Origin of the sequence: Parafrigoribacterium soli, assembly GCF_040227235.1 — a bacterium.
Taxonomy (GTDB): Bacteria; Actinomycetota; Actinomycetes; order Actinomycetales; family Microbacteriaceae; genus Parafrigoribacterium_A; species Parafrigoribacterium_A soli.
This window is the reverse complement of sequence record NZ_JBELNZ010000002.1, coordinates 614,591-627,800: the sequence shown is the minus strand read 5'-3', so window position 1 is coordinate 627,800 and position 13,210 is coordinate 614,591. Positions and strand designations below refer to the sequence as shown.

Annotated in this window: 14 protein-coding genes; 6 read left to right on the top strand and 8 right to left on the bottom strand. The window is 67.2% G+C overall.

What is annotated here, in order from left to right; translation table 11 throughout:
* Positions 1-4 precede the first annotated feature (4 nt).
* From ABUA37_RS07310 to ABUA37_RS07290, 5 genes are read left to right on the top strand one after another with little or no spacing between them, the layout of a single operon-like run.
* A complete protein-coding gene (locus ABUA37_RS07310) occupies positions 5-1,213 on the top strand; it encodes an ABC transporter substrate-binding protein (RefSeq protein ID WP_349898471.1) in 1,209 nt (402 codons plus the stop codon).
* Between the two features lie 3 nt (positions 1,214-1,216).
* On the top strand, positions 1,217-2,416 hold the full coding sequence (locus tag ABUA37_RS07305; protein WP_349898470.1) for an ABC transporter ATP-binding protein: 1,200 nt from the start codon (positions 1,217-1,219) through the stop codon (positions 2,414-2,416).
* A gap of 1 nt (position 2,417) precedes the next feature.
* Entirely contained in the window at positions 2,418-3,329 is a 912-nt protein-coding gene (locus ABUA37_RS07300; RefSeq protein WP_349898469.1) for an ABC transporter permease, read from the top strand.
* Positions 3,330-3,361: 32 nt separating this feature from the next.
* Positions 3,362-4,198, top strand: a complete 837-nt coding sequence (locus tag ABUA37_RS07295) for an ABC transporter permease (protein WP_407075360.1) — start codon at positions 3,362-3,364, stop codon at positions 4,196-4,198.
* Positions 4,199-4,207: 9 nt separating this feature from the next.
* Positions 4,208-5,566, top strand: a complete 1,359-nt coding sequence (locus tag ABUA37_RS07290) for a transaminase (RefSeq protein ID WP_349898468.1) — start codon at positions 4,208-4,210, stop codon at positions 5,564-5,566.
* An 82-nt stretch (positions 5,567-5,648) separates the two neighbouring features.
* On the opposite strand, the gene ABUA37_RS07285 is transcribed toward ABUA37_RS07290, so the two are convergent.
* From ABUA37_RS07285 to ABUA37_RS07265, 5 genes are all read right to left on the bottom strand, one after another.
* The gene (locus ABUA37_RS07285; protein ID WP_349898467.1) at positions 5,649-6,443 is read right to left on the bottom strand and encodes an ABC transporter permease; all 795 of its coding nucleotides are present in this window, start codon (positions 6,441-6,443) and stop codon (positions 5,649-5,651) included.
* Positions 6,440-7,435, bottom strand: coding sequence for an ATP-binding cassette domain-containing protein (locus ABUA37_RS07280; RefSeq protein ID WP_349898466.1), 996 nt, complete (start codon positions 7,433-7,435; stop codon positions 6,440-6,442). Before ABUA37_RS07280 ends, ABUA37_RS07285 begins: the two co-directional genes overlap by 4 nt.
* Positions 7,436-7,639: 204 nt before the next feature.
* On the bottom strand, positions 7,640-8,563 hold the full coding sequence (locus ABUA37_RS07275) for a permease prefix domain 1-containing protein (RefSeq protein ID WP_349898465.1): 924 nt from the start codon (positions 8,561-8,563) through the stop codon (positions 7,640-7,642).
* On the bottom strand, positions 8,560-8,946 hold the full coding sequence (locus ABUA37_RS07270; protein ID WP_349898464.1) for a PadR family transcriptional regulator: 387 nt from the start codon (positions 8,944-8,946) through the stop codon (positions 8,560-8,562). Before ABUA37_RS07270 ends, ABUA37_RS07275 begins: the two co-directional genes overlap by 4 nt.
* A gap of 73 nt (positions 8,947-9,019) precedes the next feature.
* A complete protein-coding gene (locus ABUA37_RS07265) occupies positions 9,020-10,033 on the bottom strand; it encodes an asparaginase (RefSeq protein ID WP_349898463.1) in 1,014 nt (337 codons plus the stop codon).
* A 66-nt stretch (positions 10,034-10,099) separates the two neighbouring features.
* Here ABUA37_RS07265 and ABUA37_RS07260 point away from each other — a divergent pair, with 66 nt between their 5' ends.
* Positions 10,100-10,585, top strand: coding sequence for an OsmC family protein (locus ABUA37_RS07260; RefSeq protein ID WP_349898462.1), 486 nt, complete (start codon positions 10,100-10,102; stop codon positions 10,583-10,585).
* Here ABUA37_RS07260 and ABUA37_RS07255 read toward each other — a convergent pair.
* From ABUA37_RS07255 to ABUA37_RS07245, 3 genes are all read right to left on the bottom strand, one after another.
* Entirely contained in the window at positions 10,582-11,193 is a 612-nt protein-coding gene (locus ABUA37_RS07255; RefSeq protein ID WP_349898461.1) for a response regulator transcription factor, read from the bottom strand. The two genes, ABUA37_RS07260 and ABUA37_RS07255, sit on opposite strands and share 4 nt — an antisense overlap.
* Entirely contained in the window at positions 11,190-12,302 is a 1,113-nt protein-coding gene (locus ABUA37_RS07250) for a sensor histidine kinase (RefSeq protein ID WP_349898649.1), read from the bottom strand. Before ABUA37_RS07250 ends, ABUA37_RS07255 begins: the two co-directional genes overlap by 4 nt.
* Before the next feature lie 85 nt (positions 12,303-12,387).
* Positions 12,388-13,209 carry an ABC transporter permease gene (locus ABUA37_RS07245; RefSeq protein ID WP_349898460.1) on the bottom strand — a complete coding sequence of 274 codons (822 nt, stop codon included), beginning with the start codon at positions 13,207-13,209 and terminating at the stop codon, positions 12,388-12,390.
* Position 13,210: the final 1 nt, after the last annotated feature.

The window sequence follows — 13,210 nt, the reverse complement described above, 5'->3', positions numbered from 1 at the left end:
CCACATGTCCAGAGCACTGCCCGAAGACCCATTCATCCGCAGCCTCGTGCAGCAGGCGCAGCGCGCGCAGTTCTCGAGACGACACATCCTGAAGGGCGCGGGGATCGGTGCGGCCGCACTTGCGCTCGCCGCCTGCTCAAGCACCGGGGTGACCAAGCCGAAGTCCGCGAAGGACGTCTCGGACACGGACAAGACGGTGCGCTGGGACAACTGGGCGCTTTACCTCGACGTCGACGAGGCCGGCAACTATCCCACTCTCGAGGCCTTCGAAAAGAAGACCGGCATCAAGGCCACGTACACCGAGGCCGTGGATGACAACAACACCTACTACGGCAAGGTCAAGGACCAGCTGAAGCTCGGCCAGGACATCGGCTGCGACACGGTCTGTCTCACCGACTGGATGGTCGACCGCCTCATCCGCTTCGGCTACACGCAGAAGTTCGACGATGCCAACATCCCGAATAAGAAGAACCTCGTGCCCGCGCTGAAAGATGTCGACTTCGACCCGGGCCGCAAGATGTCGCTGCCGTGGCAGGGCGGATTCGCGGGCATCGCTTGGAACAAGGACCAGCTGCCCGGCGGCCTGAAGTCCGTCTCCGACCTCTGGGACAAGTCGCTCAAGGGCCGCGTGGGCGTGCTCTCCGAGATGCGCGACACGATGGGCTGCATCATGCAGGACCTCGGCACGCAGATCGACGGCAAGTGGGGCGACGACGACTACAGCGCCGCGATCGACGTGCTGCAGAAGCAGGTGGATGACGGCCAGATCCGCAACATCAAGGGCAACTCCTACAAGGAGGACCTTCAGAACGGCGACACCCTCGCGGCGATCGTCTGGTCTGGCGACATCACCCAGCTGAACGCGGAGGCCGGCGACCACTGGGAGTTCGCCATCCCGACCAAGGGCGGCACGCTCTGGAACGACAACTTCGTCATCCCGGTGGGCTCCGACCACAAGAAGAACGCCGAGACGCTCATCAACTACTACTACGACCCCGAGGTCGCGGCGCAGGTGGCGGCATACGTGAACTACATCCCGCCGGTCAGCGGCACGAAGGAAGCGATGATGGCGCTCGATCCGGAGCTCGCCGACAACCAGCTCATCTTCCCGAGTGACGAAACCCTGAAGAAGGCGCACGTCTTCCGTAGTCTCTCCAGCAGCGAGGAGCAGAAGTACAGCACGCAGTTCCAGGCAATCCTGCTCGGGGCCTGAGGCATGGCATCCGGGGCCTTCGCCGAAAGCGGGGCAGACCTCGAGCTCGAGGGAATCAGCAAGCGATTCCCGGGCTTCACCGCGATCGAGCGGCTCGACCTCACGATTCCCGCGGGCTCGTTCTTCGCTCTGCTCGGACCATCCGGCTGTGGCAAGACGACGACGCTTCGACTCGTTGCCGGGCTCGAGGAACCGACGGCGGGCAGGATTCTCATCGGCGGCAAGGATGTGACGCCGCTGAAGCCATACCAGCGCCAGGTCAACACCGTGTTCCAGAGCTACGCGCTGTTCCCCCACATGACCGTGCTCGAAAACGTGGCGTTCGGACTCCGCAGGCGTCGGATCGCCGATCCGGTGGGCAAGGCCCACGAGGCGCTGCGGCTGGTCGAGCTCGACCACCTGGCCACTCGCAAGCCGCAGCAACTCTCCGGTGGCCAGCAACAGCGGGTCGCACTGGCCCGCGCCGTGGTCAACCGGCCGGCGCTGCTGCTGCTCGACGAGCCGCTCGGAGCGCTCGACCTCAAGCTGCGTCGCCAGATGCAGCTCGAGCTCAAGTCGATCCAGGATGAGGTCGGCCTCACCTTCGTGCACGTCACGCACGACCAGGAGGAAGCCATGACCATGGCCGACACCGTCGCTGTGATGAACAAGGGCCGTATCGAGCAGCTCGGCGCTCCGGAGGAGCTCTACGAACTGCCGCGCACGGCCTTCGTCGCGAACTTCCTCGGGCAGTCCAACCTCTTCACCGGCAACGTCTCCGGCACGACGAGCGACAGCATCACCGTGAGCATCGATGGCGTCAAGATCACCGTGCCGAAGGCCAGGGCGCAGCGGCACACGGGCGAGGTGACCGTCGGCATCCGTCCGGAGAAGCTGCTGCTGCACACCTCGGACCCGAAGACCGCGGCCAGCACGAACTCGCTCGGCCCCGGCCGGGTCATCGACGTGTCGTTCAGCGGCGTGAGCACCCAGTACATCGTCGCCTTCCCTGGCATCGGTACCGTCACCGTCTTCGCGCAGAACCTCGACTTCGGGCCCGTCGTTCCCGACGGAACCGAGGTGTGGGTCAGCTGGCGCGTCGACCACGGCTTCGGGCTCGAGGATGAGGCGCTGTCGCAGCCGAGATTCCCCGCAGACACCGACACGGCCACCATCGCCGTGCAGAGAAAGCGCGCGCTGATGTCGGAGCTCGAGGAGGCCTAGCGTGGCGTTCAGCGCATTCGCCACCGGCACGGCACAGGAACAGGCTCCGCGGCGCAAGAGCCGCATCGCGCTCTTCCTGCTGCTGCCCGGCATCCTGTATCTGATTCTGTTCTTTCTCGTGCCGCTCGTCTCGCTCGTGATCACCTCGTTCCAGCAGCCGATCGTGAACGGCGACATCGGCGAGTACCAGACGGCGTTCCGCTGGGAGAACTACACCGACGTGATCGGTCTCTACGGCGAGCACATCCTGCGCTCCTTCATCTACGCGATCCTCGCGACGATCTTCGCGCTGCTGTTCAGCTATCCGCTGGCCTACTTCATCGGCGTCAAGGCGAGGCGCTGGCCGCTCATCCAGAACCTCATGCTCGTGCTCGTGATCGCGCCGTTCTTCATCAGCTTCCTGCTGCGCACCCTCGCCTGGAAATCGCTGCTCTCCGACGAGTCGGTCGTTGTCACGGGGCTCAAGGCGCTCGCGCTGATGGCACCGGATGCCCACTTCACCGGCACGCCGGCCGCGGTCATCTTCGGCCTCACCTACAACTTCATCCCGTTCATGACGCTGCCGCTGTATGCCACTCTCGAGCGGCTCGACACGAGGCTGCTCGAGGCAGGCGGCGACCTGTACTCCAGGCCGTTCACGACGTTCCGAAGGGTCACCATTCCCCTGTCGATGTCCGGCATCGTCTCCGGCGTGCTGCTCACCTTCATCCCGGCCGCGGGTGACTACATCAATGCGAGCAGAGACTTTCTCGGCGGGACCGGCACGGCCATGATGGGCAACGTGATCGAGAGCAACTTCCTCGTCACGCTCAACTATCCGGCGGCCGCGTCGCTCTCGATCATCCTCATGGCGGTCATCCTCGTGATGGTCACCGCCTATGTGAAGCGCAGCGGGACGGAGGACCTGCTGTGACCGTTCAGGAGGGATTCATCGCGTCCGAGACGCTGTCCGCGAAGCAGCCCGCGGCCAAACCGCGGCAGTTCCGCTGGGGATTCGGCAGCTGGCTGCTGCCCGCGTACACGATCATCGCGCTCGTGTTCCTGCTCATCCCGATCGCGTACACGTTCGTCTTTTCGTTCAACAATTCGGTGAAGTCGAACATCGTGTGGCGCGGATTCACGCTCGACAAGTGGGCGAACGTCTGCGACAAGGCGGAGGTGTGCGAGGCATTCGGCAATAGCCTCATCATCGGCGTCGTCGCGACGGTCTGCGCGACGATCCTCGGCACCATGATCGCCATAGCGCTCGTGCGCTATCGCTTCCGCTTCCGCTCCGCGATCAGCCTGTTGCTCTTCCTGCCGATGGCCACCCCCGAGGTCGTGCTCGGCGCGGGACTCGCGGCGGAGTTCCTCTCGGCCGGCGTCGAGAAGGGCCTCGTGACGATCATCATCGCGCACACGATGTTCTGCGTGAGCTTCGTCGTCGTCACCGTGAAGGCGCGGGTCTCCACCCTCGACCCGGCGCTCGAGGAGGCGGGCCGAGATCTCTATGGTTCGCCCAGCCAGGTGTTCTGGCGCATCACCTTTCCGCTGCTGCTCCCGGGCATCATCGCCGCCGCGCTGCTGTCGTTCGCGTTGAGCTTCGACGACTTCATCATCACGAACTTCAACGCGGGCACGACGAGCACCTTCCCCAAGTACATCTACATTTCGGCGGCGAGGGGCATCCCGGCGGAGGCGAACGTCATCGCTTCGGCCGTGTTCCTCCTCGCGATCATCCTCGTGCTCATCTCGCAGCTGTCCGCGGCGATGAGGCGAAAGCGGCTCGCGAAGATTGGATAGGAACTGACCTTGACCAGCTATCGGGACCGCGGTCGCCTCATCGAGCTGTGGCGCATCGAAACCGAGACCTTCAGGGCCGCGCGTCCCGAGTCGGAACGTCTCTGGCGCGAGGCCAGCAGGCACCTGCCCGACGGTGTTCCGATGCTCTGGATGGCCAAGTGGCCTGGCCCCTGGCCCGTCTACGTCGAACACGCTGCGGGCGCTCACTTCTCCTGTGTTGACGGCATCGACCACGTGGACCTGTGCCTCGGCGACACGGGTGCGATGTGCGGGCACGCGCCCGCCGCATCCGTTCGTGCCATCAGCGAGCAGCTCGCGAGGGGCTCGACGTTCATGCTGCCCACCGCGGATGCCGCTGCCGCGGCCGAACTGCTCACCGAGCGATTCGGCGTGCCCAGCTGGCAGTTCAGTCTGTCCGCCACGGACGCCAACCGCAGCCTCATCCGCTACGCACGCCAGGTGACCGGTCGCCCGAAGATCCTCGTGCATGACTTCTGCTATCACGGCAGTGTCGACGAGGCCTTCGCGACGCTCGACGCTGACGGCGCGGTGGTGGAGCGGCGTGGCAACATCGGCGCGCCGGTGCCGCCATCGGAGACCACGGCCGTGGTGCCATTCAACGATCTCGCGGCGCTCGAGGCGCAGCTCGCCACGGGCGAGATCGCCGCCGTGCTCATCGAGCCGGCGCTGACCAACATCGGCATCGTGCTGCCCGAACCCGGCTATCACGCGGGCGTGCGGGAACTGTGCACTCGCTTCGGCGTCATCCTCATCCTCGACGAGACCCACACCTTCAGCGCGGGCCCGGGTGGCATGATCGCGCGCGACGGGCTCGATCCGGATGCCGTGGTCGTCGGCAAGAGTATCGGCGGCGGCATCCCGGCCGGAGCGTATGGCATGACCGCGTCGTTCGCGGCGCTCGTGCGCTCGAGCCTCGAGCTCGAGGACATCGACGTCGGCGGAGTGGGCGGAACCCTCGCAGGCAACGCGGTCTCGCTCGCCGGCATCCGGGCGACGCTGTCGGAAGTGCTGACTGCCCCAGCCTTCGAGCGGATGACCGCGCGTGCCACCGAGTGGACCGTGGGCGTGCAGGCGGCGATCGACGAGTTCGAGGTGCCGTGGCAGGTGACGCAACTCGGTGCTCGCGCGGAGTACAGCTTCCGCGCCACACCACCTCGCGATGGTGCGGAGGCCGCCGCCGCGGACGACTTCGAGCTGCAGCAGTACCTGCACCTGTTCGCCCTCAACCGCGGCATCCTCATCACGCCGTTCCACAACATGGCCCTCATGTCACCAGCGACGACCGCTGCCGATGTCGAGCGCCACACGGTCGTCTTCCGCGAGGCGGTAGTCAGCCTCTTCGGTTAGCGGGCTGTCGCCGGTAATCGCACCAAAGGCTCCGCCCATAGAGGCCCACCACGCCCCCGCCTTCGGCGCGATTACCGGCGACCTACGCAGACCGCTGGTACGCGCGGAAGGCGAGGGTCGCGAGCGCCGTCATCACCACGACGAGCGCGGCAAGCAGGCCGAGGTTCGCCCAGATCGCGCCCCAGTCCGGAGCGTGCTGGAGCGCCTGTCGCCCCGCGACCACGGCCCACTCGAAGGGGTTGAACCTCGCGACATTTCGCACCCATTCCGGAGAGAGTGCCGTGTCCATGATCGCCGAACTCAGGAACATGAGCGGGAAGGAGATGAGCTGCGAGATGCCGATGAGCGCGGTTTGCTGTCGCGCGAGCAGGGCGATCGCGTTGGAGAACGCCGCGAAGACGAACGTGAGCAGCACCGCGGCCAGCAGCAGCACGAGGATGCCGACGATACCGCCCGCGAAGCGCGCCCCCGTGAGCCAGGCCACGCCGAGCACCACGAGAGTCTGCAGGATCGTGAGCACGGCCTGATAGAGCATCGAGGAGACGATGAGGCCGCCGCGACTCGTGGGTGACGTGAGGAACCTGTCCATGACGCCGCGATCCATGTCCTCGATATAGCTGGTGCCAGCCCAGGCTGCTCCGAACAGGGCCATCATCATGACGATGCCCGGCGTGAGGAACACCGTGTAGTCGCTGCCACCGCTGAAGCCAGGGATATTGACGACCGAGGCGAAGAGCTGCCCGAACAGGAGGAGCCAGATGATCGGCTGGACGAGGTTCATGACGAGAAAGGCGGGCATCCTCATGAATGCTCGCAGCTGGCGGGTGGTGAGGATGGCGGTGTGGGTGATGGGGTTGTAGCCGAGTGTGGTGCTCATGATGCGTCCTCCTGGGTGCGTGCGAATGCGTGTCCGGTGTGCCGGAGGTAGACGTCGTCGAGGCTCGGCCTCGCGACAGTGGCGGATGCAACCCTCAGGGAGTTCGCTTCGAGCGCGGCCAGCACCATGGGGAGGGCGACGGCGCCGACGACCGCCCTTGCTCGCAGCGTGCGGCCATCGGAGAGCACCTCGCTGAGCCCCGGGACGCCGGTGACGATATCGAGTGCGCTGGCCGGGTTCTCGCCGGTTGCGAGCTCGACGACGATGGCATCTCCGTGCAGTCCGTTCTTCAACTCCTCCGGTGTGCCTTCCGCGACCACCCGACCGTGATCGACGATCGCCAGGCGGCTGGCGAGGTGGTCGGCCTCATCGAGGTAATGGGTGGTCAGGAGCACTGTCATCTGCTCCACCCGTGCCATGGTCTCGAGTTCGGCCCACATCTCGCTGCGCGCTTCCGGGTCGAGACCGGTGGTCGGCTCGTCGAGGAAGAGCACCTGGGGTCGGTGCATGAGGCCGATTGCCACGTCGAGCTTGCGTGCCATCCCGCCGGAGTAGGTGTTGACCTGACGCCGTGCCGCTGCCGTGAGGGAGAAGCGGTCGAGCAGTTCGGTGGCGCGTGCTCTCGCGGCCCTCGCGGTCATCCCCTGCAGGCGTCCCGCGAGCACGAGATTCTCGGTGCCCGTGGCCATGGGGTCGGAGACCTGCTTCTGCGCGACGAAGCCGATGGCGCGCCGTACGCGCTCCGGATGCCGGCCCACGTCGATCCCGGCGACAGTCGCCGTTCCGGAGTCCGCCCGGGTCAGGGTCGCGAGGATCTTCACCGTGGTCGACTTGCCCGCGCCGTTCGGCCCGAGCAGACCGAAGATGGTTCCCGCCTCGGCCTCGAAGCTGAGCCCGTCGAGCGCGGCAACGGGGGGTCGGCTGCGGCCGCCCGGGTAGGTTTTTCTGAGCTCGCTTGCCCGCAGCGCGGACGAGCTGGATGAGTGTGCCATGTTGGCTCCTTCGATTGGAGTCTCCGCAGGCGCGAACGAGGAATACCTGTCTCGGCCCATAAGCTGGCATCGAGACTCAGGTGGCTGTTGGGCAGGTCTGGTACGACACCCTCGTGGGCGGCGAGGTGCCCACAGATCCCGCTTGCGGGAGACCGGGTTTCGGTGGCCCGGATGTTCCAGCATCCGGGCCACGCCTGTGTGTGGTTACCGTTCCTTGTGCCCTTCCTTCCGGTCCGGCGGGAACAGCATCCGCGCGAGGGTGAGGAAGAACACGGCGAAGCCGGCGAGCAGAGCGAGCCACGACCAGGCGAAGCCGGCGGTGGTACTGAGCACGGCGAACGCGGCGAAGGCGAGCAGCCAGATGACGACGGTGTACATCCCGAACCGGGCAGCGGCCACCGGGTCCTGGGAGAAGCGGTCCTCGAAGGACTGATCCCGGGCTGCTGCTCGCACCCAGGTCTTCGTGCGGTTGGTCTGGGTAGCGCCGAGGAAGGCGAACAGAACGATCGCCGCCACAACGCCGAGGGCCGCGATTGCTACCACCCACGCGGGCACCGCTCCGAGGGCGAAGAGGCCGCCGATCGCGAGGCCGTAGGTTCCGAGCAGCGAGGCGAGGAAGTATCCGGCGGCGCGCTTCCGCGGCATCGGATGGTGCACTGTCGTCTCGTGCGCAAGGGAGTCGCCGACGACCCAGGCGATGCCGGCGGAGGCGACGCCTGCCAGAGCGATGATGGCACCGATCGGCAGTGGGAGGACTCCGGTGGCGCCGAGCGCCGCGAGCAGCAGCTCCACCACCGTCGCGAGGGAGGCAATGACGATGCCGACCACGAAGGCGGGCCTCGGTCGCACTCGGTGCAGCACGTAAGCATCCGCATTGCTGGAGCCGGTGGAGCGGCGCGGTTCGCCCTCGTCGATCTGCGCTACCAGTTCGCGGATGTCGCCGAGCTCGTCCACCGCCTTCGTCGCTGCCGCGCTCAGCTCCATGCCGCCCCCCGTGAGCTCGTCGACCCTGGCGGCGAGGTTGCCGCGGATCTCCTCCTTCAGGTCCTGGATCTCGGGCGTCAGTTCGATACCGGCGAAGGCCGCGTCGAGATGGCGGTGGATGCTCGAGTTGTCGATCGCGTTCATTCTGCGCTGCCTTTCACGTTCAGGAGGGTGTTGATGATGCGCTGGGTAGCCGTCCAGTCGCGCACGTTCTGGTGGTAGACGGCGCGACCCGCGTCGGTGATGCGGTAGTACTTGCGCCTGCCGCCCTGTGTCTCGTCGCCCCAGTACGCCTCGACGAGACCGTCTTTCGCGAGGCGACGGAAGGTGGCATAGAGGGTCGCTTCCTTGATCTCGTAGTCGCCGCCCGTGGCATCCCGGATGGTCTTATAGATCTCGAAGCCGTACTGATCGCCACGCAGCAGCACACCGAGCACGATCGTGTCGGTGTGCCCGCGCAACAGATCTGAGGCGAAGGCCTCGGACTGCCGGGTGGTCGACGACGCTGCGTCTGGGTGCACTGCCATGCCGAGTACTGTATCAGACACACTACTGTCCCACAACGACATTTGTACCTCGCGACGAGAGGGGTGGCCGCGGCTAGGGGAGGATGCCGTTGGCCAGGCGCAGCTCGCCGACGGGAACGCCGCCGCCGAGCACCGGCGCGGTGAGTTCGCGTGCGACGTCGGACGCGAACGACGCATCGACGGCTCCGACCGAGGCGAGGATGTGGAGGGCCACCAGGAACCCGGCCCGGCGGCTTCCGTCGAGGATCTTGAGCGCGACCGCCGTGCCATCCGGAGCGCCGAGCACCATGACGCCCTCGGCACCCGCCTTCGCGAAGAGCCCGAGCCTTTCGATGATCACGGTGTCGGGTTCGCCAGGGCCGTCGATCGCCCAGGGGTTCGCGAGCACCGCGCGCACCAGCTGCGCGGCGTGCGAGGAGGGGTCTTTCGCGGGCGAGCCCGCGACGCGAGCGATGGCCGTGGCGAGGCCGCGCAGGGTGATCGCGAACAGCGGCGCACCGCATCCGTCGACGCCCGTGTGGGCGACGGTCTCTCCCGCGAACTCTTCGATCGTCTGCCGCACCAGCCGCTGCAGCGGATGCGCGGGGTCGAGATAGCTCTCGAGCGGCCAGTCGTTCTGCACGCAGGCCGCGAGGAATGCCGCGTGTTTGCCCGAGCAGTTCATGGCGATCCGGCGCTTACCGAGTCCGGCCTCGCGGGCAGCGAAGGCGGACTCCACGTCGCTCGGCCAGTCGACGGGGCACTGCAGTGCCGCTTCGTCGAGGCCGGCCGAGTCGAGAATCTCGCGCACGACGGCCACGTGACGCGCGGTGCCGGTATGGCTCGCAGTGGCGAGGGCGAGCCGTTCGCCCTCGAGCGTGAGACCGGATCGCCGCACGGCGATGGCCTGCAGCGGCTTGAGCGAGGAACGCGGGTAGATGGGGACGTCGACGTTTCCCCAGGCGCGCAGCTCCGTGCCGTCAGCCCTCGTGACCACGGCCGCCCCGACGTGACGCGACTCGATCATGCCCGAGCGCTCGAGCACGGCGAGTTCGACGCAATCGGCGACATTCAGTGGTGAGGGCGAGTGGGCTGCGTGATCGGTCATGGTGAATCGACCATACCGCCGAGGGGAGCGCGGCCCTTCGAGCAGCGCGCGGAGTAGCGTTGCAGCATGAACCTCGAGCACCACTACTCCGTCAGCCTCGAATGGACCGGGAACCGCGGCACCGGAACGAGTGGATACCGCGCTTACGGCCGCGACCACGTGCTCTCGGCCGGTGGCAAGCTGCACGAGATCGCGGGCTCGAGCGACCGCACCTTCCACGGCGACGCGGACCGCTGGAACCCCGAGGAGCTGCTGCTCAGCGCGCTCAGCCAGTGCCACCTCCTGAGCTACCTGCACGTCGCCTCGAGCCGCGGCGTCGTCGTCACCGCCTACACCGACAGCCCGGTCGGCACGATGACGCAGACCCCGGATGGCGGCGGCCACTTCACCGAGGTCACCCTGCGACCCGTCGTCACCGTGCAGTCTGCTGACATGGTGGACGCGGCCAGGGACGCGCACCACGAGGCGAGCCTCAAGTGCTTCATTGCGGCATCCGTGAACTTTCCGGTGCTGCACGAGCCGGAGATCCGCGTGGAGTCTGCGGCGGCCTAGGCCGGCAGCCAGCCGTTCTCCTCGGCGATCGTCACGGCATCCGCCCGGTTTCGGGCATTCGTCTTGCCGATCGCGCTCGACAGGTAGTTGCGCACGGTGCCCTCGGAGAGGTGCAGGCTTCGGGCGATGTCGGCGATCGAGCCCCTCGCCCTCGCCGCGCTCAGCACATCGGTCTCGCGCTCGGTGAGCGGCGACTCACCGCTCGTGAGCGTCTCGGCGGCGAGCGTCGGGTCGACAACGCGAAGTCCGGATGCGACCCTGCGCACGGCATCCGCGAGTTGCCTCGCGGGCGTGTCCTTCACAACGAAGCCGCTGGCCCCCGCCTGCATCGCGCGTCGCAGGTAGCCCGGGCGGCCGAAGGTCGTGACCATGAGGATCTGGCACCCGGGCATCGCCCTCTTGAGCAGCGCGGCGGCCGCGATGCCGTCGAGACCAGGCATGTCCACGTCGAGCAGCGCCACCTCGGGCTTCGATTCGAGGGCCGCATCGACCACCTCGTCGCCGCGCCCGACCTCGGCGACGACCTCGATATCGTTCTCGAGCCCGAGCAGCGCCGCGAGCGCACCGCGCACGAGCGCCTGATCGTCGGCGATCAGCAGCCGGATCACAGCGAGACCCGCAGCGAGAATCCGCCAGAGGGCGATCGGCCGATCGTCATCCGCGCGCCAACGGGAGCGATACGTTCGTGAAGCCCGGCCAGCCCCGTGCCGCCCCTCGAATCGGCGGCAGGTCCGCGCCCGTCGTCGAGCACCTCGACGAAGGACGCGCCGAGCACCACGCTGCACACGGTCGCGCCGGAATGGCGCACGACGTTGGTCACGCCCTCCCGGATGACCCAGCCGAAGAGCTCGCGCAGCTTCGCGGGCACGTCGTCGACGCTTCCGGGCAACTCGGCACGGATGCCCGCCGCCTCGAGGGCGGTCCTCGCGTTGGCGAGCTCCGCGGCCACGTTGGTGCCGCGGAAGCCGGCCACCGTCGCCCGCACGTCGGCGAGGGCACCCCGGGCGAGCTCTTCCACCTCGGCGATCTCCCTGCCGGCTCGCGCCGGATCGCTCTCGATGAGCGCGCCGGCGAGCTCCGCCTTCACGGTGATGACGGTGAGCGAGTGCCCGAGGATGTCGTGCATGTCCCGCCCGACTCGCGACCGCTCCTGTTCCACGGCGAGGCGTGCCATCTCGTGCTGAGTCGCCCGCAGCTGGTTGGTGCTCTGAATCTGCCTGGCGAACGCCGCCATCATGAGCGACACCGACGCGATGACGGCGGGCAGGGCGAAGAGCGCGTCACCGGCGACGCCGTCCCGCAGCTCGAAGATCACCGCGGTGAGCGTGAGCGCGGCGACGTAGCCGAAGACCCAGCGCATCCGCACCATGCTCATCGCCACCGCAACACCCACATAGGTCCACAGGGAATAGACACCCCAGCCGAGCCACGGCAAGAAGCTGAACGAGAGCGCAAAGAGCACCGTCGGAGGCAGCAGTCGGAAGCGTGCCGGAAGCATCCAGTTGACCGGCGGCACCACGGCGAAGACCACGGCGAAGAGCACCAGCAGCAGGAGGATGATCGCGCGGTCGCCGGCGCCCGGGTAATGGGCGAACAGGTCGGCGCCGGAGATCACGAGCCAGGTGAGGCCCACGAGCGAGCCCGCATACCAGCGTCTGGCACCGGGCCTCGTGAGGTTTCCCCAGACACCGCTCGGTGCGGCGCTCAGATCCCACATGCCGGTCACGCTGTCGATAGTAACGGCACGCGCGTCCGGGAGCCCCGACTGGAGGGACTCCCGGATGATCGTGCAGCGGTGATGCTCACACCCGCTTCGTGTCTCGGCGGAACATGAGGGCCGCACCGGCGCTGAACAGGATGAGCCAGGCGATCACGTTCACCACGGCCGCCCATTCGACGGTGCCGCCGAGGAGCGGGAGCCTCGCGATCTCGCCGAGTCCGTACACCGGCGTCCACTTGGCGAGGTCCTGCACGAGCTGCGGGAACTGGCTGAGCGGGGTGAACAGACCGCCGAACAGGGCGAGGATGGCGAGGATCGGTCCGAGGAACTGCATCACGTTCTCTGAGGGAACGGTGTAGCCCATGAAGAGGCCGAGGGCCGTGAAGACGAGTGAACCGAGCCACGCGGCGAGCCCCGAGAGGACCCATACGTCGAGCGGCATGGTCACGCCGCAGATGGCACCGGCGGCGAAGGTGGCCACCACGGCGAGCAGCCCGAGCGCGAGTGTCGCCACGACCTTGAGGGCGATGTAGGCGACCGGGTTCACCGGCGTGAGCCGCAGCTGCCTGCTCCAGCCGGTGGCACGTTCGACCGCAACCGCTCCGCCGCCCGCCGTGGACGTGACCATTGCGCCGTATACCGCCATCGAGATGAGGATGTACGCGGCAACCGAAAGCCCACCTTTACTCACCGGCACGCCCGTGAGAGAGGTGTTTCTGAGCGGCAGGCCCACGATGAGGAACAGCACGATGGGCATCGCCACCGTGAACACGATGGTCCTGCGATTGCGGAGGCTGCGGCGCAGCTCGATGAGCAGGAAGGTGAGGTTGAAGCCACCGAACGGCGGCACCTTGCGCTCGAGTCGAGCGGATGCTGTGGACAGCGATGGAGCGATCGTGGTCATG

Coding starts and splice junctions, on each gene's coding strand:
- ABUA37_RS07270 (WP_349898464.1), bottom strand. CDS start 8,946: ATGGCAGTGCACCCAGACGCAGCGTCGTCGACCACCCGGCAGTCCGAG.
- ABUA37_RS07305 (WP_349898470.1), top strand. CDS start 1,217: ATGGCATCCGGGGCCTTCGCCGAAAGCGGGGCAGACCTCGAGCTCGAG.
- ABUA37_RS07245 (WP_349898460.1), bottom strand. CDS start 13,209: ATGACCACGATCGCTCCATCGCTGTCCACAGCATCCGCTCGACTCGAG.
- ABUA37_RS07285 (WP_349898467.1), bottom strand. CDS start 6,443: ATGAGCACCACACTCGGCTACAACCCCATCACCCACACCGCCATCCTC.
- ABUA37_RS07310 (WP_349898471.1), top strand. CDS start 5: ATGTCCAGAGCACTGCCCGAAGACCCATTCATCCGCAGCCTCGTGCAG.
- ABUA37_RS07265 (WP_349898463.1), bottom strand. CDS start 10,033: ATGACCGATCACGCAGCCCACTCGCCCTCACCACTGAATGTCGCCGAT.
- ABUA37_RS07250 (WP_349898649.1), bottom strand. CDS start 12,302: ATGTGGGATCTGAGCGCCGCACCGAGCGGTGTCTGGGGAAACCTCACG.
- ABUA37_RS07275 (WP_349898465.1), bottom strand. CDS start 8,563: ATGAACGCGATCGACAACTCGAGCATCCACCGCCATCTCGACGCGGCC.
- ABUA37_RS07260 (WP_349898462.1), top strand. CDS start 10,100: ATGAACCTCGAGCACCACTACTCCGTCAGCCTCGAATGGACCGGGAAC.
- ABUA37_RS07280 (WP_349898466.1), bottom strand. CDS start 7,435: ATGGCACACTCATCCAGCTCGTCCGCGCTGCGGGCAAGCGAGCTCAGA.